Source organism: Leuconostoc sp. UCMA20149 (assembly GCF_030400235.1).
Classification (GTDB): Bacteria; Bacillota; Bacilli; order Lactobacillales; family Lactobacillaceae; genus Leuconostoc; species Leuconostoc pseudomesenteroides.
In genome coordinates, this window is the sequence record NZ_VJYC01000012.1 from 19190 (window position 1) to 40836 (window position 21647).

General features: G+C 40.1%; 21 protein-coding genes and 1 tRNA gene. 18 read left to right on the plus strand and 4 right to left on the minus strand.

Annotated features, from left to right (window positions below; genetic code table 11):
• Positions 1-36: 36 nt before the first annotated feature.
• Both FF105_RS08815 and FF105_RS08820 read right to left on the minus strand, forming a co-directional pair.
• Positions 37-672: an NAD-dependent epimerase/dehydratase family protein gene (locus FF105_RS08815; protein WP_010276195.1), complete on the minus strand. Its 636-nt coding sequence runs from the start codon at positions 670-672 to the stop codon at positions 37-39.
• Positions 673-687: 15 nt separating this feature from the next.
• On the minus strand, positions 688-858 hold the full coding sequence (locus tag FF105_RS08820) for a hypothetical protein (RefSeq protein ID WP_010276193.1): 171 nt from the start codon (positions 856-858) through the stop codon (positions 688-690).
• 217 nt (positions 859-1075) lie between these two features.
• On the opposite strand from FF105_RS08820, the gene FF105_RS08825 reads away from it, so the two are divergent.
• From FF105_RS08825 to FF105_RS08865, 9 genes are all read left to right on the plus strand, one after another.
• Positions 1076-1474 (plus strand): fluoride efflux transporter FluC, encoded by a 399-nt coding sequence (locus FF105_RS08825; protein ID WP_010276191.1) that lies wholly within the window; start codon positions 1076-1078, stop codon positions 1472-1474.
• Positions 1471-1809: a fluoride efflux transporter FluC gene (locus FF105_RS08830; protein WP_010276189.1), complete on the plus strand. Its 339-nt coding sequence runs from the start codon at positions 1471-1473 to the stop codon at positions 1807-1809. The genes FF105_RS08825 and FF105_RS08830 overlap by 4 nt, the downstream gene beginning before the upstream one ends.
• Before the next feature lie 15 nt (positions 1810-1824).
• Positions 1825-2706, plus strand: a complete 882-nt coding sequence (locus FF105_RS08835) for a DegV family protein (RefSeq protein WP_004911894.1) — start codon at positions 1825-1827, stop codon at positions 2704-2706.
• A 107-nt stretch (positions 2707-2813) separates the two neighbouring features.
• Complete coding sequence (locus FF105_RS08840) at positions 2814-3296, plus strand: TspO/MBR family protein (RefSeq protein ID WP_010276179.1); 483 nt, start codon at positions 2814-2816, stop codon at positions 3294-3296.
• Positions 3297-3396: 100 nt separating this feature from the next.
• On the plus strand, positions 3397-4035 hold the full coding sequence (gene trhA, locus FF105_RS08845) for a PAQR family membrane homeostasis protein TrhA (RefSeq protein WP_010276175.1): 639 nt from the start codon (positions 3397-3399) through the stop codon (positions 4033-4035).
• Between the two features lie 80 nt (positions 4036-4115).
• Positions 4116-4370, plus strand: coding sequence for a hypothetical protein (locus FF105_RS08850; RefSeq protein ID WP_010276172.1), 255 nt, complete (start codon positions 4116-4118; stop codon positions 4368-4370).
• A 174-nt stretch (positions 4371-4544) separates the two neighbouring features.
• Positions 4545-4964, plus strand: a complete 420-nt coding sequence (locus tag FF105_RS08855) for a hypothetical protein (protein WP_010276169.1) — start codon at positions 4545-4547, stop codon at positions 4962-4964.
• Between the two features lie 146 nt (positions 4965-5110).
• Positions 5111-5809 (plus strand): LytR/AlgR family response regulator transcription factor, encoded by a 699-nt coding sequence (locus FF105_RS08860; protein ID WP_010276168.1) that lies wholly within the window; start codon positions 5111-5113, stop codon positions 5807-5809.
• Entirely contained in the window at positions 5806-7143 is a 1338-nt protein-coding gene (locus tag FF105_RS08865) for a sensor histidine kinase (RefSeq protein WP_010276166.1), read from the plus strand. Before FF105_RS08860 ends, FF105_RS08865 begins: the two co-directional genes overlap by 4 nt.
• A 43-nt stretch (positions 7144-7186) precedes the next feature.
• Here the strand turns inward: FF105_RS08865 and FF105_RS08870 are convergent.
• Positions 7187-7259, minus strand: a tRNA-Lys gene (locus FF105_RS08870).
• Positions 7260-7401: 142 nt separating this feature from the next.
• Between FF105_RS08870 and FF105_RS08875 the strand changes: the two genes are divergently transcribed.
• The gene (locus FF105_RS08875) at positions 7402-8256 is read left to right on the plus strand and encodes an undecaprenyl-diphosphate phosphatase (RefSeq protein WP_010276163.1); all 855 of its coding nucleotides are present in this window, start codon (positions 7402-7404) and stop codon (positions 8254-8256) included.
• Between the two features lie 46 nt (positions 8257-8302).
• On the opposite strand, the gene FF105_RS08880 is transcribed toward FF105_RS08875, so the two are convergent.
• Positions 8303-9067: a WxL domain-containing protein gene (locus FF105_RS08880; RefSeq protein WP_010276159.1), complete on the minus strand. Its 765-nt coding sequence runs from the start codon at positions 9065-9067 to the stop codon at positions 8303-8305.
• A gap of 267 nt (positions 9068-9334) precedes the next feature.
• Here FF105_RS08880 and FF105_RS08885 point away from each other — a divergent pair, with 267 nt between their 5' ends.
• From FF105_RS08885 to FF105_RS08920, 8 genes are all read left to right on the plus strand, one after another.
• Complete coding sequence (locus tag FF105_RS08885; RefSeq protein ID WP_010276156.1) at positions 9335-10405, plus strand: DUF916 and DUF3324 domain-containing protein; 1071 nt, start codon at positions 9335-9337, stop codon at positions 10403-10405.
• Positions 10392-10985, plus strand: a complete 594-nt coding sequence (locus FF105_RS08890; RefSeq protein WP_010276153.1) for a hypothetical protein — start codon at positions 10392-10394, stop codon at positions 10983-10985. The genes FF105_RS08885 and FF105_RS08890 overlap by 14 nt, the downstream gene beginning before the upstream one ends.
• 208 nt (positions 10986-11193) lie before the next feature.
• Positions 11194-14499: a SpaA isopeptide-forming pilin-related protein gene (locus tag FF105_RS08895; protein WP_010276151.1), complete on the plus strand. Its 3306-nt coding sequence runs from the start codon at positions 11194-11196 to the stop codon at positions 14497-14499.
• Positions 14492-16681 (plus strand): pilin N-terminal domain-containing protein, encoded by a 2190-nt coding sequence (locus FF105_RS08900; RefSeq protein WP_290046686.1) that lies wholly within the window; start codon positions 14492-14494, stop codon positions 16679-16681. The genes FF105_RS08895 and FF105_RS08900 overlap by 8 nt, the downstream gene beginning before the upstream one ends.
• 8 nt (positions 16682-16689) lie before the next feature.
• The gene (locus tag FF105_RS08905; RefSeq protein ID WP_010276145.1) at positions 16690-17523 is read left to right on the plus strand and encodes a class C sortase; all 834 of its coding nucleotides are present in this window, start codon (positions 16690-16692) and stop codon (positions 17521-17523) included.
• Between the two features lie 39 nt (positions 17524-17562).
• A complete protein-coding gene (locus FF105_RS08910) occupies positions 17563-20118 on the plus strand; it encodes a SpaA isopeptide-forming pilin-related protein (protein ID WP_147651127.1) in 2556 nt (851 codons plus the stop codon).
• A gap of 132 nt (positions 20119-20250) precedes the next feature.
• Entirely contained in the window at positions 20251-21054 is an 804-nt protein-coding gene (locus tag FF105_RS08915; RefSeq protein ID WP_187241132.1) for a class C sortase, read from the plus strand.
• A 2-nt stretch (positions 21055-21056) separates the two neighbouring features.
• Positions 21057-21608, plus strand: coding sequence for a sortase (locus FF105_RS08920; protein WP_010276137.1), 552 nt, complete (start codon positions 21057-21059; stop codon positions 21606-21608).
• Positions 21609-21647 lie beyond the last annotated feature (39 nt).

Below are 21647 nucleotides of genomic sequence, written 5' to 3' on the forward strand. Positions count from 1 at the left end.
CATCTAGTTAAGAACTGTGTATAAACTAACAAAATCTTATATTTTATTCACAGTACGACGCAACAAGGGGCTAGATTTGCCTGTCAAAATGCCGGCCACTTCTTTGGCAAATTCAGCTCTGTCAACCGGTCGAAATTTATTGAAGTAGGCGATACTTTTCAAATGGGTCAAGGCCACACCTGGCCAATATGAACTTTGGCGCGCGGGATCAAAAATAATACCCGGATAAACTGCAAAAGCGCGACCAGGTAGTACTTGCGCCATTTCGCGCTCCACGGCTAGTTTGGCTTTTAAGTAAGGTCGCATAAAGAAGGGTCCAGCGTTTGCTGATATGAAAAGAAACTTTGGTTTGACTTCCTGAGCTAATAAATGAATCAGTTGATGAGCTGGTTCATAACTGCTGTTTTGGTAGGTTTGATTCTTTAATGGGTTGGGTAACAGAATACCAACAGCATCAATTACCCAATCCGCATCGCTCACAATAGGACGTAATTGTTCGCTTTCACTGAGATCAATTGCATGATACTGTGTTTGATCGCCTGGTTTACCGTTGAATGAGTGTCGTGAAATGCTGTGCACCTCAAATAAGTCGGACGACAAATACTTAATTAAACCCTGACCAACGAAACCAGTACCACCTACAATGACAATCTTTTGTTTCTTTTCAATCATTGGCTGACCTCACCATTATTTAAGCATATTGTTGCGATTGTCCCAAATATATGAAATCGCTAAAATCAATAATCCTAAGTTAGAAGCTAAAATAGCAAATGTAGATTGCTTCATAATCCAACTAATCAATGAGACAAACATCAAAACTAATGCTAGTATTACGACGTACACGGTGCTTTTTTTCATGATAATCTCCTTAAATATATTACAATTACTATTTTAACACGAGTCCCTTGATAATCGTGAAATGAGGAACGGGTCGCAAAAAAGTAACAGTTCTGTATGAAGAGGTGTTAATCGCTTGTAAATAGGCCGTACTGGTGTAATATAGATGAAGAACATTTGTCGGAAGGGATAGACAGATATCTGGCTTATCAAAAGTCGATTTGTTAAAATAGAGGATATGCAAAAACAGAGTGGCTTCTTAACTGAATTAATAGTAGTTGGTATTGGCGGTGCCATTGGTGGTAGCGCACGATATCTGTTGGGATTAGTGCCAAGCATTGGTGCTATGCCAGTGATGACAATGCTGATTAATTGGATAGGAACGTTTTTGCTTGCATCACTTGGCGCGTATCTTGCGAATCGTGAGAGCCGATTACAACCGTGGCAAACTTTTATTGGCACAGGGGTAATCGGAGGTTTCACAACTTTTAGTACGATGATTTTGCAAGTTAACCAGCAGGCTTTAACGAGCATGACAAATGCCATTATCTATGTTGTCTTAACATTGGGTGGTGGCTTGATTATGCTCAAAATTGGTCAAAAGTTTGGTCGTAAAGTGAGTGAGGTGCGTTCATGACATTACTAATTGTTGCGATTGGTGCAGGATTAGGGACAATGTTGCGATACTTAACGGTCACATTTTGGTCGACTAAGCCACAGTACCTCACAGCTATTTTTGCGGTTAATATGGTTGGTGCTTTTTTTATGGGCATACTAATGGCAACAGGCGCTACTAATGCCTTGCATCATTTTTGGTCAACCGGTGTACTAGGCGGATTGACGACATTTAGTACGATGATGACCCAAAGTGAACAACATGCTACCGTGCAACAGCTACTGTATTTATTGATACAACTGGTTGGCGGGTTGGTCATATTTGGTTTGGGATTTGCGTTAGCCACCTTTTTGTAATTATGGAGAGAACACATGAGTAAAATAGCAGTTATTATTGATTCCTCATCAGCGATGCCAGTGGTAACGCGGAATCGTTATCACATTTTTCAGGTCAATGATCCCATCATTTTTGGTGATGAAGTCTACAAAGAAAGTGTTGATATTCATGACCTTGGTGAGCTGGTTAAGATGATGAAAGATAAGAAGCAAATTGCTTCGACTTCGCAACCAGCACCTGGCGATTGGGAAGAAGCTTTGAATTTAGCTAAGGCCTCAGGTTACGATCAGGCTTTGTTGGTCACATTATCATCAGGTATTTCAGGCACTTATCAAACGGCTGCAGCAGTCGCTGATAGTTATGAAGGTATGTCTGATGTGCGCGCATGGGATTCAAAAATTGCCGTCATGGGCGCTGGCATGCAGGCGTTAATGGCTGCTGCTATGGCTGAAAAAGGAAAAACGCTAGATGAAATCATGGTAGCGCTTGAGAAATTGCGCGAGTCGATTGTGGTTCGTTTTGTGGTTAATGACATTTCACATTTGCAACGGACAGGGCGTTTGTCACGTGGTGCGGCCTTAGTGGGCGGTTTGCTCAATATTAAGCCGATATTATCAATGGACGTGCAAGATGAAGGTAAGATTGGTGCTGTTGGTAAGGCCAGAAAAATGAGTGGGGCGTTGAAAGAAATTAAAGAAACGCTACGTCAATCATTAGCCGAAGTCGATTATCCCGTGCGTGCCATTGTAGTCGACGGAAACGACGCCAAATTAGGAGATAAGTGGCTTAAAGATTTGCAGGCTGAGTATCCTACTGTCAAATTTGAACGTGGGGTATTAGGTGCGTTTATTGGTGTTCACACAGGTGACGGCGCTATGGGCGTTCTCTGGGCACATGATTGGGAAGATTTAATTTAACTTAGAACAAAAATAGAAAGCATTGTCATATCGATGACAATGCTTTTTGAGTCTTTTAGTATCGTAAATGAAAGCGGTGCGTTACACTAAAAGGAGAGGAAATCACGATGGTAATAAAAAAATGGCAGCATGTCGCCCTATTAGTTGGAACGGTTGTTGTTGTGGAAGCAATTGGTGGGTTATCGGCTTTGTTGGCTGGTGACATTAAGCAAATTTATAATCAGTTAGTACAGCCACCACTATCGCCGCCAGATTTTGTTTTTGGGATTGTTTGGCCAATTTTGTACTTATTAATTGGTGTGGCTGCCTATCTACTCATAGTTAGCCAGTATCATGCAGCAGCCAAAAAGACTAATTTACTGATATTTGCGTTACAGCTCTTTGTTAATTTTATCTGGAGTATTGTGTTTTTTGGCGGTAACCTTTACTGGATTGGCGTGCCGATTATTCTTGTATTGGATGCTTTGGTAATTGCTTGTATTGTTAACTTCAGGCGCAATCAATTGTGGGCAAGTTATTTGATGTATCCTTACTTGGCGTGGATTTTGTTTGCGACTTACCTCACGATTGCCGTGGCTATCTTAAATTAAAAAGTGACAGTTTCGTCAACTGTTAATCAACCGAGTCGTTCTAAAAATGGCTCGGTTTTGTTGTATAATTAAATCACATAACTATTTACGGGGGTTACTAATGCAACGTTCAAAACGTTACCTGATTGTTTATGAGGTATTAAACGCTGTAACACACGGTTTAGGTTTTATTTTAGCCGTGATTGCTGGCATCGCATTGCTATTTCATGTCTTGCAACGACCAGTATCTGCTTTTGAGTTGACAGCGATAATCTTATATATCGCCACAGTTGGCTTGTTTTTGCTAGCATCAACTTTGTTTCATTCGTTGGTATTCACGCGTGCGGCCAAAGTATTCCAATTTTTCGACCATGCGGGTATTTATCTGGTGATTTTAGGCAGTTATACACCGTACACCTGGCTACTGATTAAAGGCTGGGTCGGCTGGAGTATCTGGGGTGCCATTTTGGCAATGACGATTGCTGGTTTTGTCTACGACTTATTCTTTGTGGGACGCTGGCCATGGGTGTCGGTAGTCATTTACCTTGTGATGGGATGGTTGATTATTTTGGCAATGCCGATTTTGTGGGGTGTGTTGTCGCACACAGCCTTCTGGTTGCTTTTGGCTGGCGGCTTAACCTATTCTGCGGGCACGATTTTTTATCTGATCCCTAAGATTCCTATGGGGCATGTTTACTGGCACCTCTTCGTACTCGGTGGTGCTGGCTTGATGTATGCCAGTATCTTTATTTCACTCTAAAAATTTAAACAAAATCAATGTGATATTATTGTTTTTGAGCTATAATATAGCTGTTAAATGATTGCAGGAGGAATGAAAATATGGCATTGACACAATCACACGTTAAGCAATGGGTAATTGATCAGCACTTGGATACTTGGGGGCCAGTCAACGTTACCTGGCAGGATGATTTGAAGCGTACGGTGATTATCGTCGCTGACGGTACGAAAAACCAAGTTCGTCAAGAGATTGAGAAAATTGTTGCTGGTAATATTGAAAAGGGCATCATTTCAAAAGAAGACGCAAATGACTTTCTTGATTCCTTACATGTTAATGATTATGCTGTTGAAGATTGAGCCGAAAGGCTTTTTTTTTGACAAAAATTGTGTGTTTATCGGTCAAGTGTGTGTTTAAAATGGTCAATTGTGCTGGTTTATCAATATTATTTTTATGAGTCGATATACTTAATTTTGTACCAAGCAAGGTTAGCAAGTAGTTGACCCATTGGTTCAAAAAAGGAGGATAAGACAATGATTAAAAAATCATTATTACTGAGTATTGCTACATTAGGAATAGGGATGTGTGTGGTAACCGTACATCCACATGCAGCCAGTATTGAGCAAATGAAAGCCAATGTTAATGCAGATACAGGCGCAATTTTTAGTGAAGAATTGGGGCGTGATATGACTAAAAGTGAGGCAGGTCTTTACTTTGAAACGGTTAGTCAAGCACAACGCAAATTAGGATTATCAACTTCACAAGTGACGCCGGAAATTGATAAAGCGGCTCGACAAGTGGTAGCTGAGAATACCAAGAAGCCAGTGGTTGCTGCTAAGGATAAGACGAAGATTAAGTCTTTGACATTAAAGCATCAAGCGATATCACCAGTTAAAAGTCATGTGAATTTGCTAGAAGGTGTTTGGGAAACCATTCAAAGTGTCTTATTATAATTTTATTACGAAATTAATTAAAAATAATCCTATCAAGCTAATGGCCGCCTAGTGTACAAGGCGGTTTTTACTTGTTAATATATAACATGAAAGAATAAATTATATTTTAGATATTGCGCTAGTATATTACAAAAAATGAGGTATCTATGAAGGTAGCAATTTGTGATGATTCACTCGTATTAGCTAATCAAGTTGACACACTGTTGCACAACTATGATATGAAGCGATTTGATGTTGATGTTTTTACTAATCCTTTGCGACTATTAGCTTCATTAGCTGATAACTATTATGACTTTTTCATCCTTGACATTGAAATGCCTGAAATGTCTGGTGTTGTGTTAGCAGGTCAAATCAGGGATTTTGGTAACGCTAATCCTATTATTTTTGTGACCAGCTATAAGGAATACATGGAAGATGTTTTTGCTTTACACACATTTGATTATTTAATCAAACCGCTGACACAAGAAAAAATGAATCAATCGTTGAAACGCTTAACCAACTATTTAGGGTTACAAAGTCGACGATTCACTTTCACTTTCAATCGTACGTCACATAGTTTGGATTTAACAGAAATTAGATATTTTGAAAAAAATCGCCATACGGTTCTGATTCATACAAGAGACCAAATCTATGAAACATCGATGACTACTGCTGATGTATTAGCTAAATTAGATCATCGTTTCGTTCAGGTTCATCAATCCTTTATTGTAAATGTCAATGCAGTTAAGCATTTGAAAAATCAATCGTTAATTCTAAACGATGAGATCATAATTCCAATTAGTCGCAAGTATCAAAGACAAGCTAAAATCGCCATTATGGCGGCTTTGAGGGAAATGATGTCATGAAATTAATGGTAGAAATTTATGTCAGTAATCTGACTTTATTGGCTGTTATGTTGGGGATGGTTGCCAGTTTTTTTAGGCAATCCTTGTTTATCAATTATCGGCCAACGCGTGTCACTCTCGGAATTTTGGGTAGTTTATTGTTTTACTTGTGGTTTTTAGTGGCGCAAAATAATGTAGGATTCGTGCAATTATTGTCAAATGAAATTGGCAAACAGTGGCATTTGGACATTAGTTTGCTATTGTCACTGTTGATTGTTGTATGTTTTTGCTGGTTTGCTGTGATTCCGGCTAAGTCAAGTCTGTTAGCCAGTTGTTTTTGGACGAGCATTTTGGTTGAGGGGCTTTACGCTAGTCAGTTTATTGGTGATATTGTCTTCAATCAATTATTGCCATTATTGCAATCGTTGCATGTCGTTAGTGTTTGGGGACGTACAGGTATTGAACTAATATTGGTAGTAGCCACGACACTGATGTTGAAGTATTGGTTAAAGCCAACACTTGTCCAAACCACAAATCGTAATCAGTTTGTTCAAATCACCTTAATTTTAATGGTCAATATGTCAACGGTGGTGTTGTTTTATTTCATGCGCGACATTTATTATCCAGTGGATTTATCGTTTGAAAAGGTTTGGTTAGTTGTCCTCATTATTGTGGTACTGAATATTTTTGTTCTAGTCATTTATCAAGGGCAAAACATCTATTATTTGAAATTACATCAAATTGAACGTGAAAATGAAATCTTGCAACGGGAAATTGCGACGATTAACCTCACTAAGGCTAATTGGGAAAAGATTACAGCAATCAAACATGATTTACGCAACCAAAACATTGTTTTATTGGGATTAATTGAACAAGGCGACTATGATCAAGCAAAGACATTGATTCGAAATGGTATGTCAGGATTAACGATAGGGACGCATTTTTTTACGCGTAATACCTTGCTTAATTATTTACTCAATGAAAAAAATAATTTAGCTAAAGCACAAGGTATTCAATTAGACAGTCAAATTTTGGTGCCGGAATCTTTAACCATTCCTAATGATATTTTGGCAATTGTGATTGGCAATTTATTGGATAATGCGTTTTCAGCAGTTGCGCGTCATCGTCAAGGCAAAAAAATCGTCTCACTCGTGGTTAAGGCAGTCAATCAAAAATTATTGATTCAGGTCAGCAATGCGTTTAATGTTGATGAAGTCGATAGTCGACGTGACCGGTTGCAAAAGGGGTTTGGATTGAAAAATATCAAACAAATTGTCGAAAAATACGACGGTTTGTATCAACAACAAACCAATGGTTCTCAATATGACGTCAGCATTATATTTTTTGACATCTAAGCACAAAAAAAGCTATCAGAATTAATTCTGATAGCTGATATAGTGGTCAGCCAGGGGCTCGAACCCTGGACCCACGGATTAAGAGTCCGTTGCTCTACCAACTGAGCTAGCTGACCATATTTTTTGTTTCACAACAATAAATATAATACCACGTGATTTATGAAAAAGCAAGCAGCAAATATGATAAAATGGAACTATTCTCAATATGGAAGGAAAAGCGTTGACTGTTGATAAACAGTTTTGAACGCGTTTAGACACATGCTAGATCTGATTAAATCAATCATTATTGGTATTGTTGAAGGCCTGACAGAATTTTTGCCAGTGTCATCAACAGGGCACATTATTTTGGCGGAAACACTGATGAAAATCCCCGGCGGCGCTGTGTGGACGAAGTCTTTCACCCCATTTTTCGATTATGCCATTCAATTGGGTGCCATTTTTGCCGTGATTCAGCTTTATTTCAACAAACTGAATCCGTTTTCATCTCAAAAAACAGACCGTGAAAAGTTCCAAACATGGCGTTTGTGGATTCGTGTAGCAGTTGGTGTTTTGCCCGCTGTGGTCTTTGGTTTATTGCTGAATGACTTCATGGACGCACATTTGCTGAATTTCTGGGTTGTTTCAGCGATGTTGATTATTTATGGTGTGATCTTCATTGTGATTGAAAATCGTCAAAAAGGCATTGCACCTTTAATTACAGACGTCAATCAAATTACGTTTAAGCTAGCGCTCTACATTGGTTTGTTCCAAGTTTTGTCATTAGTACCCGGAACATCTCGTTCAGGTGCCACGATTCTTGGGGCGATTATTCTTGGTGCTTCGCGCTTCGTCGCGGCGGAATTTTCATTTTTCCTATCAATTCCGGTGATGTTTGGTGTTACGTTATTGAAGATGTTCAAATTCTTCCATGAAGGTGGCTCATTCACGGGTATGCAAGGCTTGGTTATGCTCTTTGGCTTCGTAGTATCTTGGATTGTGGCGTTGTTTGCGATTAAGTTCATGATGAATTACATCAAAAATAACGACTTCAAGGCGTTTGGTTACTACCGTATTATCGTTGGTGTGATCTTCTTGTTGCTTGGTGTGACAGGTGTGATTACGACAATGCATTAAACTATTAAAAATCCCTGACACGATATGGTCAGGGATTTTTTTGTGCTTATGATAATGATACCAGTGGCACATCGTTCATAACCCAAGTTAGTTCTGCTTGATATTGCTTGTTGACGATAGTTGTACCAGCAGGAATATCAAGTGAAAAGCCACCAACGATATAGTTTCTTTTACTGTTGTTTTTGTTGCCAAATGTATTAGTCCAATCTCCGGCAGCAGTCGTTTTTTCACCCATAATCATACACATTGCGTTAGCATCAGCAAATGCTTGATTATTATACCCTCGTGTGTTGGCGGTAGCACCTAACTCCGTTCCGCTCAAATTATCATCCGTTGTACTAACTTTTAGTTGTGCGTTGGGTAAAGTTTCACCATCAGCTGTCTTAAATTCACTGGTTTGAATAACGGAAGCGCACCATACGTGAGCATCTGAGACACTGTGAACTTGAACAAAGGGATTGACATTGATTTGTTTGTTGTTTAGTAAAACTTGGTCTGAAGCTGGATACAAGGTGTGATCAGTTTTGAGTACCAAGCTTTCCTTGCTTTTTTTACCAGCCAAATTTTCAACAATGGGCGAAAAATTAAGTTCAGATGCATAAGCGACATACAAATCACCCGCGCCGATTGTTGCTAAAGCATTGTTGTTTATCGGTTGTACGGGAGTATTGTCATTTATCACGGTAATGGGCTTTTTACCAGACAACCTGACAGTTGCTTTGGAGGTAGTGTGACCATCTGAATTTGCTAAATTGATAGGTATAATTGCTAATGCTAAGATACCTAGAGCCCCAAATAAATATTTTTTCATCGACATTATCCTCGATTCTTCTTTGCTTTCAGTGTAACAAGGGAGTAGGTCTAAATTGTCAACAAGTTGCGAATAGTTTGTGACTTGTTGTGAAGAAACTATTTCTTAACATAAATCTCTACAAAATTTGTTTTGAAAAACAACAACAGGCTCACGGGCACAAAAAAGTCGTAATTTAGGCACAGCAAACTCACAGAATATGCAAAGTGAGGTCACAAACTCTTGATATAGTAAAGCTATATATTGAAGTTGAGAAGGTAAAAAGGTATGCTAACTAAAAAAATTGGCCTCATTTTGGCAGCGACAACATTTGCTATGGCACCGTTACTTGGGTTGGCGCATGCCGATGATGCATCGTCAACGTCAGATAGTTCGAGTGCGATGGGGATGCGTGTTAGCGCAGTCCTGCCAGAAAATCAAGTGAATAAGGCACATACTTATTTTGATTTATTAGTGAAGCCAAATGATGAGCAAACGCTAGTGGTTAATCTCACTAATACAACAGACAAAGCGCAAACAGTAAACACTGAAGTCTCTGCTGCAAAAACCAATATCAATGGCGTAGCAGAATATGGTCCGTCAAACAATAAGTTAGATCAATCAGTGCCATTTGATTTTGGTAAAGTGGCTGAAATTCCTAAACAAGTTGAAGTGCCAGCTAACAGTACCAAAAAACTTGAGGTAAAAATCAAGATTCCTAATAAGACGTGGCAAGGTATCGTGGCTGGCGGGATTACAATCACGCAAGCTGCTAGTTCAAGTACAGCAGATACATCATCAAAAGCTGGTGTAACGATTCGTAATCGCTACGCTTATGCTATTGGCGTCGTATTACAAACAGCAGACAAAACAGATTTGAAAGAAAAATTGAATTTGGCAGAAGTGTCAGCGGGACAAATTAGCTCGCGCAACGCGGTTATTTCGGAATTGCACAACACAACAGAAGCTTATCTCAATGGAATTTCCGTGACATCAAAGGTGACACGTCAAAACAGTAAAAAAGTGATATACGAGGCTAAAAAGAGTAGCATGCAAATTGCACCTAATGCGGTCTTTGAATACCCGTTATCGCTTGAAGGACACCCCTTCAAAGCTGGTCGATACACGATGAATATGACAGTTAAATCTAAGAAAAGTACTTGGCATTTCACCAAGAATTTTACGATTACCAATAAAGAAGCAAAATCACTCAATGACAAGGATGTCACCTTGGTTCATGATGAAGGCTTTAATTGGTGGTGGCTAGTGGCAATAGCTATTGTTCTGATTGCTGGTATTTTCTTCTGGTGGAACCGTCGTCGAAAGGATAAAGGTCAGGTAAGTGATGAGATTAATTAATAAAATAACGATTGTCATTTTGACTATTCTAGTAGTACAAATCCCGATTCCCGTGTTAGCTGATACGGCAGTTACGAGCTATGTTCAGTTTGAAAATGGTGGATTAGAGATGGCAGTCGATGACATTGATTTTGGAACGCTGGATACTAGTAATCTGACAGAAAATGACAATCAAGCATTTTTGCAAGGAATGGGACATATTTTGTTGTATGGCGGTAGTGGTAAATTGACCGTAACTGATAATCGTTTAGACAGTAATGCAGGTTTATCAGTCACTGTTAAAACTGGTGATAACAACTGGTATGATGATCAAGATGAACAAGCATGTAGCATGTCAGATATTAGCTTATTACAAATGACAGGAAACAGCTTAGACTTGATGTCTCCAGATATCGCGTATCCCGCAATGAACGTCGCAGAAAGCCCACTGGCTCATGTTGAAACAGCAGGACTGAATAAAGATGCTCCGATTAGTTATGCTATTTTTGTGCCAGCCACCTCAAATGTCTCTAGCCTATTGGGAAAAACTATTCATACTGACATGGTATGGACACTTGGAGACTACGTTACAGCTGAATAATACAAATATATGGTAATTTATGTTTATGAATGGCGTTGGCACTGATAAAACAAGGCCAACTTTTTTGTGTGGTCACAAAATGTTCAATATTATTCACAGTTTCTCCCCCCCCCGAAATTAAGACATATTTGCTCTGTATAGTTAGTAGTGTAGAGTGAAACCATTTACTAAATCAAAAGCCACGAACAAAATAATGCGAGGTGAGCTAATGAAAAATTACATTCAAAAAATACTAACAATCATAGCAACCATCGTGATTGTTTTGCCATGTGTTATGGGCTTGGCACCGCTTTGGCCATTGCAATCAACTAATCCGATTAAGCAACAAATGGTGTCAGCAGCAGAAACGCTGAGTAAGCAATTGAACCCACCCATTGGTGATGGTTACACAAAATATGAAACCGATGGAGATGGTGAAGTTGCTAATTCAGAATTTCCGACTAATCATTACTCGTTACTAGGGGAAGCAATGGCACAAAATGGACGACATACAAACGCCGTGCCAGCTATAGACAATAACACTGCCGCCGCTACTAATCGTAATTATGTCGGTAACACGACAGGCAGCTGGTATGGTGATACGAATTGGTTAGATTGGTCGCATCTTGGAACAGAATACAATGGCTTTCGCGCCAAAAAGATGGCATCGCCAGCCAAAGATAGTAATGGCAATGTCATCCAAGGTGCTTATGATATCTCGATTAAAATGACAGGTGCCACAAAAGCCGAATATGAAAAGAAAAAGGCCGAAATAGTCTTTGTTTTCGATCGTTCTTATTCAATGATTAGTAATGGGGCTGGCACGAATGGTAGCGATGTCAATCGTTTGCAGCAAGCCAAAGATGCGTTTAACACGTTTTCTGCCGAAGTTAGTCCTTATGTAGCGAGCGACCAACTACGAGTTGGGCTTGTGACTTATTCAGATGGTATTAAAAGTGTTCGTAATTTGAATAATAACATCGATACTATCAACCAAGATATTCAAAACATCAGTATTAATATTCAAAACGATGCTGGTACGTATACTGATGGTGCTTTGGAGAGGGCGCAAGGATTATTGAATGCATCAAGCTTCAGTGAAACCAAAATTATTGTGTTAATTTCTGATGGTGCGGCCAGTCAACATAACGGACAAAATGGTTCAGCAGCGACCAATGCGCCATGGACGTCGGCTGGTGGTACTTATGTCCGAACGACCGATGAACCTTTGCTTGGACATGCTGACGATGGCGGTGAACTGGAGGATGGATTAACAGCTAACGATGCAAGTATGAATTATCCAGCAGCCAGCTGGATGGGAGGAAACACCACTGCTGACAAGGCAAATCCCTTTAATGGTAATTATCAATGGGCAAACGATAATCTTGGTTCATCAGTTAATGACAATCGTTACCGTGTTCAGTCATCAATTGGTAGTGGTGATTTTATCTCAATTCAGTCAGCGATTGATACCGCTGCAACCATAAAACAAGCAAATACTAAAATTTATGTGTTAGGAACAATGGCGCCGATTAATGGTAACACAGAAACTCAACGATCAACTCGTCTTGCAGAAGCGTCACTCAAACGTTTAGCAACTTCTGACGAAAAAGGGACACGTTACTATTATGATGCTAGTGCAACAGACTTATTGGTTGAACATCTTGAATCGGTGACGGCAGACTTGTTTGATTTCGTTAAAGATGCGACGCTTACGGATACATTAGCCCCCGAGATGTTGCTCGATGGCAATATTCCTAGCGACAATTTCATTACTGGCAATAACGCAGTCAAAGGCACGCGTTGGGCATTTGCTGACAATGTGTCTGATTATACACCACGGCCGGTAATCGAGACCAATGCCTTTAATAGTTCAGGTAGTGTTCAGCGAGCCATTACTGGCACGTACGATAAGGGCACGAAGACCATTAAATTAGAAAATATTGATATTCCAGCTGGACAAATGATTGAAATTTATTATCGTGTTCGAATTAACACCGAACAAGACACCTTTCAGGCTGATCGCTGGTATCCAACTGGCACTTTGACAACTTTCCAAGCAGAACCGACAACGCCCATAGTTGAAATTGGTGAGCCATCGGTAAAAGCACCCGGAGTCGTTTTGTCACTTAATAAAAGCTGGGTTGGCGATTTAGCAGATGATGTTTTGACACGACCAGATCATTTAACTTTCGCCGTCAGCCGTACTGATGTGATTGATACCGCTAATTCTTGGACAGAGGGAAAACTTGTGCTTGATAAGCCATATAGTGATAGCGATAATCCAGATAACACCACGTTAGCTGCCAACTGGCAAGACACTTACCAAACAATCAGTAATCAGGACGATACTAAAACGTACAGTTTGGCCAAGTTCAATAATCGAGGTGTTGATTTTAAATACAGCATACAAGAGGAAAACATTCCTGGCTACGAAAGCACGATTAGCGCTAATGGTACGACCTTCGATGTCACGAACACACTATCTGATTTCAAGTACACCATGCGTAAAATAAATCAAGCTGGTGACTCGCTTGCTGGGGCAAAATTCTTATTTGAATATTACAACCAATCAAACAGTGAATGGCAACCTTACCCATACATCGGTGATGAAACAGATGATGAGGTCGGTATTGTGACAATTGGTAGTTCTGGTGAATTTAACTTACCACCATTTACGCATGATGAACAGTACGGCAACCGCTTCCGAGTGAGTGAAATTGAAGCACCGACAGGCTTTGCCTTGCGAGAAGGCTATACTTACGGCATTGTGACTGATGGTAATTGGCAAGGTAACGATAACCCAGGATTTACAGTGCCTGCTGGTAGTGATGACAATGGTGGATGGGTTGAAGGTGATTTGGATCATTTTGATCAACGTGAAGTTGCCGATTGGAATACACGTCGGAAAATCTTGTTATTCACAGATTCAAGCTACACGACGCTTATAGATCCAACAGGTGGACCAATTGAAGGCGTTGATTTTGCCATTCAAGGCGATTTGACTTATATCAACTATGAAAATCGTTTAAAGCCATTTGAAATGACAATCACCAAAACTGATTCAGGTAGCACGGTCTTGGCGGGAGCTAAGTTCGAACTTTATCAAAAAGTAGGTGATGATTGGCAGCTGGTTAAAAACGATCAGACCAATCAAAGTGTTTGGACGACGTCAAGCGACGGTAAAGTGATTGTTGATGCTACGATTGCCATTCCCGGACAGTATCGATTGACAGAAGTCTTTGCGCCTGATGGCTATTTACGAGAAAAACATGATTTAGTTTTTGATATTCATGCGACGGGTAACATTACCACAGATAATGACACATCAGTCACTTGGACTATCAATCATAATTTACTAGAAAATAGTGACAACAATCGAATTGATATCACGTTAAAGGATTACAACCAATTTAAAATTCCAGCCACAGGAAGTCGTGGACATTATCTCACGATTGTCGCTACCCTTATCATACTGGTAACGGGAATTTGCATGGTAGTATACATGACGAAAGGAGACCACGAACATGCGTAAACTAAAACATATTTGCTTAATGCTAAGTTTAATTTTGCCACTCTTTGCGGGTCTCAGCGAATTGCGTCATGTTAAAGCCGCAGACGAAACATTTGACACAACCGTTCGCCTGCATAAAATTGTGCAGGGTACGGGTACGGGTACGGGTACGGGTACGGGTACGACCTTTGACAATGATGGTTTGGAAATTAGTGCCGATAAATTGAGTGGTTGGCGTCCAGTTAAGGGTGTAACCTTTGCTTATATGAGTTTGGACCAGTTCCTTGATTGGGAGGAAGGTGAGGCAACACCACACTGGAAAGCCGGTGCAGAAGCAATTACGAAATATTTTTCGATTGTTGATGATGCGGCCAATGGTCAGTCTAAATTTGTGTTTAATGCTAAGGGATATACCTATACTAATGGTATTTATCAAGTTGATGAGTCGAATAACAATCCTGTCACAAATGACCAATTATTAGCTGCAATGACGCAGCTTGCTGAGGACAACGATAGCATTACTTTAAATGAAACAAATCCAACTGACCAAGACGGCATGGTTGAGGTAACATTGCCTGACGAATTATGGCTTATTGTCGAAAAAGAAAAGCCATCGGGTATCACTGTTGATGCGACACCGATGTTGCTGATGTTACCAGCTTCAGACCAAGACAATATCATTTTCGGCGGACCAAACGCTGATGAAGCACATCAGTACTTACACCTTTATCCAAAAAACTTTACACAATCTACTACTTTGAATAAGGTGATTGACCCTGATGGTAATGGCTACGTCGAAAATGATGAAACAGTTGGTGTTACGCGTGGTGAAATCTTCAAGTGGGGGTTAGATATTCACATTCCTGCAACAGCGGATAGCTTTGAACAATATCTCCTCAAAGATGTATTACCATACCAAGTAGACTTATTACAAGTCCGAATTTTAGCCCTTAATGCTGATGGCACCGAAAGCAATCTTTTGTATGATACAGGGCAACGATCTCGTTCAGACTATGCCCACAATGCGACGGAAGAAGGACATGATTATCTTAAAGGTATTTCAGGTTTAGGCAAAACCTATACGTTAACAGATCAAAGTGACACAACACCATTAGGGAAAGTTATTAAATCAGTAGTTGGTAAGGATAGTAAATATAATCGCATTGCTCGAGATGACAAAGGTGTGTTCTTAGATGTTGATGGCAATCCTTTCTATGATAAAGATGGTAACTGGGCTGGCAAAGCACCCATGATTAATCGTGTGACTGAAACTGATGACACTAATATTGCCAAATGGATTGATAAGATTAGTACAGATTTAGATACCGAACAAAGCGATATTAACAAAGATAATACACGTGATGGTTGGTTTGAAATTGATTTGCAACCAGCATTGGCTTATTTGGCAGAAAACAGGATTAATGATATTCGTGTTGAGGTGTCAACGTTAGTTAATGCGGCTGCCCATACCGGTCGTATCACTAACGAAGCAAAAATTACTGATGATATGCGAACACGTTATGACATTGCTACAACATGGTCAGGTGGTTGGGGAATGGTCAAAACAGTCGGCAAAGCGGATTATAATGACGACCAAATTGGTGTTAAAAATCCACTGGCAGGGGCTGAGTTTTACTTACAATGGCCAAGTGCTCCAGCCGGTATTGAATTGGTCGAGGGTGGGCAAACTAAGGGCGGCGAAATGCTGGTAATGGCTCGTGATTATACCAAAGAAGATCATGCTTTAGCATGGTGGACTGTGAAAAGTTCAGATCATGAGCAATACTATGATTATAAATACAGTCAGAGCGATGGTTGGTTTGGTTTTTCAGGATTACGTGGTGGTACTTATGAAGTCATGGAGTCAAAAGCCACTAGTGGCTATTTTCAACCCGACGCGCCGGTGTTAGTCTTTAAAATTGTGTCAGCCTATCACGCACCAAAAATTGTTGACGGAGAAGTCGTCAGTGATTGGACTGATGAAAGTAGCGCAGGTTATATTGGTACAGATGAAAATGGTGTTGTTATTGGCAACGGTTATGTCACTGGCGTGGTAAATGGTCTGGAACTCAATGTCATTAATTATCATAAATTGATTTTGCCACTTACTGGTGGCATTGGCATACTTGCTATCTTACTGATTGGTGGGCTATTAATGATTCGAGGGCTTCGCAAGCGCCACCAGCGAGGTATTTCACCATGAGAAAAATAATGATGATGTTAATCGCGATTTTATTCATAGCCTTTGGCGTGTTGAGTTATCCTTTCATTCGCAATGCGATTGCAACACAAGAGCAGCAGCGTGAGGCAAAACGTTTTGAACAACAGGTGGCGCATTTATCAAGTAATAAGCGACAAGCTATGGTTAAAGAGGCCAAGGCGCATAATAAGGCACTAGCAAGCGCAAAGATCAATGCTAAAGATCCTTTCACACTAACACAAAAGACACGAGCTAAGCTTTTGGCCAAATACGATATTTCCGAAACAGTTTTGAATAAACAATTGGGACCGTTAGTTGCCACGTTACGCATCCCTAAACTTGATTTAGTGACGCCAGTATTTAACGGTGTGAGTGAGGTACAACTGTCGCATGGCGTTGGTCTGTTACCCAATACGTCATTACCCGTCAGTGGAAAGGGTGTCCATGCCGTCATGACCGGACATCGTGGTCTGCTGCAATCAGCACTTTTTACCCATTTGAATCGCCTTAAAAAAGGAGATCATTTCTATGTTGAAGGGATTGATCGACCATTAGCTTATCGTATCGACCAGATTAAAGTTGTTAAACCAGATGATACCAGAGATTTAATGGTGGATAAGGATCAAAATTACACGACATTAATTACATGCACGCCATTTTTACAAAATACGCATCGCTTATTGGTTCGTGGTGTGCTCACCACTTATCCTAAAAAAACACAGGCAAAAGTTAAGCAGAACAATCCCACGACAAAACCACTGCTCAAAGTAGTTGGAATTGTCGTCATAGGTATTAGCTTAATCAGCGCCGGACTAATTTTTATCAAGAAGATACCAAAAACATAACAATGAGAGAAAACGAGAAAGGTAGATAACACTATGAATATGAAACATATAATTTTGACTGGCGTACTACTAGCGCCGATGACCTTGTCGAGTGGTATTGTCATTGCCTCAAGTACACAGCCAAGCGCAACAGATGTCATTATTAACAAAGTAGTTAGTGAAACTGACATAAATGATGCTCAAAACATACATACTAATGATGGCACAGAAATTTCAGGGGACTGGGCAGCACAAGCTGGCGCTAAGTTCACGGTTTACAAGTTACCTAGTGATGCCATTGCTGGCTATGACGCCGAGGCAACGGATAAACCCAAAATAAAAACTAGCTATCAAGAATATCTTGAAGTTGTTGCAGTCACGGTCGTTGATAATGATGAAATCACGAGTCCTTGGACTATCAAAGTAAAAGATGGCAAAGAAAGTGATTTCAAAACATTTCTGAATAATGCAGGCGATGTATCGAAAGTTGAGCAAGATAGTAGTACTGAATTTACAACTGATAGTGACGGTAAAATAACGCTCGATAATCTGGCTGATGGACATTATGTTGCGTTTGAAACAGGTGTGAAGCCTAATACCAAGACCCATGCTGTACCAATGGTGATTAGTTTGCCAATGATGGATCGTAATGGATCGGGTGAGACGACATGGTTTGATGACGGTAGCCATCCCTATAATTTATATGCTAAGAATTACTCTGACACAGCTAACTTAACCGTTAAAAAAGTTGCTGAAAATGGGACAACAGCAGTTGGTGGTGCATGGGTAGGCTTGTTAAACATCAGTGATATTGCCGATGAAGTCAAAAGTGGTACTTTATTGCAAGATGCTGTGTCGCAATTGACACATGATATGCAAGGTAAAACATTTGAAAATGAAGCCGCTCTAAAAACAGCGATTTCGACTTGGATTGACAAAATGAAGACAGACCATTTTTTCACCGATGATCAAGCCACTATTGCTCAAAATCTCCTTGTGACAAAAACGAGTTACGTAAAGACTGACAGTGAGGGTAAAGCGAAATATTTAGACTTAGATCCTGGGTCAAGTTATTATGTCGCTGAATTAGTAGCGCCAAAGGGTTACATGGCAAATGGTAAATTACAGCAAGTCAATTTAAGTGCTGCCGAAGGTGGTAATACCGAAGACGTTACGGCAGGATATGGTGCAACAGATAATGACATCTATTATCAAGGTGCTACTTTTAATTTGGTTAACTACGGTGACGTTGATATTGAAAAAACTGTTGATACCAATCAAGATAATGTATTCGGAACATCCGAGTCCGAACAGTCAGGTATTTCCCGTGGCGAAGACTTTACTTGGCGCTTGAAATCTGACGTAGACGCAGATATTGCCGATTATAAGAAGTATGACATTGTGGATAACATGCCTTATCAAGTTGATTGGTTAACAGCTGATATTGGACTTGATTATGATAATGACGGCAAAGTTGACGAATCCCTAGCTAAAATATTGTCAGATATTGGCAGCAAAAATGGTATGACGGGGGATGGCTTGGCGTATGATTCTGATAACGCCTCGACTGGGATTACCTTTGCCGAAGGATCTACTTGGACTACAGATGACATCAAGATTTCAGGGACAACATCAAAGTACGAATTTGATACTGACAATCGGGTTGTTAAAGATGATGCCCAAAATGGTACTTTGACCATTAGTTTAACTGCCGCGGGACGGGCTAAATTAGCTACGCTTTTGCAGAATCATAATGGTAATGAATATAGTGCCAAGCTAATCATTGATTTGGGATCTCGTGCCAACAGAGCGGCTCAAGCAGGTGAAATTGAAAACGAAGTCGAAGTTAATGTCGATAACGGTTATATCACCAATACCGACAAAGACACAGAAAAAACTTATACCGCTGGTTGGGAAATTATCAAAACTGATGGTAATGCCAATTTTAATGGCACGACTTTAACTAATGCTTTAAGTGGCGCTGGATTTGATTTGGCTATGAAAGTAACCGCGGATAATAAAGAAGCGGTTTGGGGATTGTTATATGAAAACACGGCAAATGGTCATAAAAACCCCGACGAATCAGGGAAGAACAACTTTGCCAATAAGGATGCATTTGAAATGTGGCTTGAAGCACAAATTGATCCTTATGTTTACTTTATGCATGTTGCCGAAGATGGCAAGGCCATGGCTGGCATGACCGCTTCTGATGACATGACTATGGGTGACATTATTTGGTCAATCTATCCGGAAAACGCCACAACACATATCACAGGTGACGACGGATACTTGCAATACTGTGGTCTAGCCGGTGGTGACTATAAGCTCATCGAGTCAAAGGTACCTAGTGGTTATAAAAAGATGGCTGATAAGACATTTACATTAAGTGGCAAGACAAGTGAAGACAATGGTTTGAATGGCAAAGGTACTGGTGTTATTAACGGACACGCTGATGAAAGTGACGTCAACATTGTGAACTATAAGAAATCAATGTTCCCAGTGACTGGTGGTATTGGTATGATTGGTGCCCTGCTGGTCGGTGCTATGTTGATGATTGCTTCACGTATTAAGAAGCGCAAGGCCGGTGAACAAACGACGACCTTAATCCGTAAGTGAGTCAGAGAGTGTTTCACGTGAAACACTCTTTTTTTGGACACAATTGGGCAAGATTTCATCACATTTTACCCGTAAAAAGCGCCACATCAATAGTTTACAATCAGGATAGCAATGGTAGAAAGGAATGATTGTATGCCTAAAAAATGGTTTTCAACGTTAGTTTTTTTACTAGGATTCGTTATTTTTGTCTCACCATTTTTATTGCAAGGTTATCATGCCCTTCGGCAAACACAAGTTGCACGCAAAGTTGATCGGCGTGCGATGACACTGGATACACAGGTGGTCAATCAACTGACTAAAAAGGCCGAGAAACGTAATAATAGCAATAAAACTGGTGTTTCAGAATCAACCATGCAATCACTCGGGAAAAAACAACAAGCTGATGATACTGGGTTCGCCATACCAGATAGTGACGCTTTAGGGACTATCTCAATTCCCAAAATCAATCTGCATTTGCCAATTTATGATGGCGTCAGTGAAAAAGTGCTGCAAAAAGGCGCGGGATTATTACCTGGCTCTTCTATTCCCTTAGGCGGTCAAGGAGAACACGCAGTTATTACCGGACATTCTGGTTTGCCTAATAAAACGCTTTTCACGTATATTGGCCGGCTCAAGAAGGGCGATCGATTCTTTATTCAAGTATTGGGAAAAGAATTTACTTATGAAGTTGATCAAAAAAAGGTAGTTATCCCAGAAAATGTTCAAGATCTTGTCAAACATCATCCAGAAAACTTTGTGACGTTGGTGACATGCACGCCCTATGGGGTTAATTCACATCGATTGCTTGTGAGAGGTCATTTGACCAATAAAGTGCCCATTCCAGCTGTTATTTGGGAGCAGTGGTGGTTCATGGCGTTGCTGGCTGTTGGAATTATAATGTTTATTCTGATCATGGTCACTATCGTAAAACATTTATGGCACAAACAAAGGAGGTAATCATGAAAAAACGTTATGCCTTATTACTGTTATTGATTGCGCTTGGTCTAATTGCTTGGTGTTTTACTGACACCAGCCATCAACAAAGACAACTTATTAACAGTATTAAAAAGACAGTATCTGCGCAATCTTTTGATTTGAACCAACCCGAAGCGGTGATTACCATTCCTAAAATCAATGTTGAATATCCAATTTTTAATGATACTAGTGATGAGTCACTGGCAAAGGGAGCAGGATTTTTGGAAGACTTTGATCGCCCCGATGCTGGGAAGGGTGGATTAACAGTAATTGCTGCTCATCGTCTGTGGCGCACACACCTTGGATTTTTGCGACTAAATGAGTTAGGAAAAGGTGATACTTTTCAAGTGCTATACCAAGGGGTGACCTACCATTATCGGGTTTTCAAAAAAGTAGCTATTCCAGTATCACAGTTAGAAACAATTCATGATTTGGCATCGCCAACTAAATCGCGTGCTGCGCTTTATACATGTCATCCGTTTCCAACGACTAAAGAACGTTTACTAGTCGTGGGTGATTTGGTGGCTGTAGATTAAAAAGCTAGCCGGCGGCTTGTTTTTCGGGTAAAATAGAAG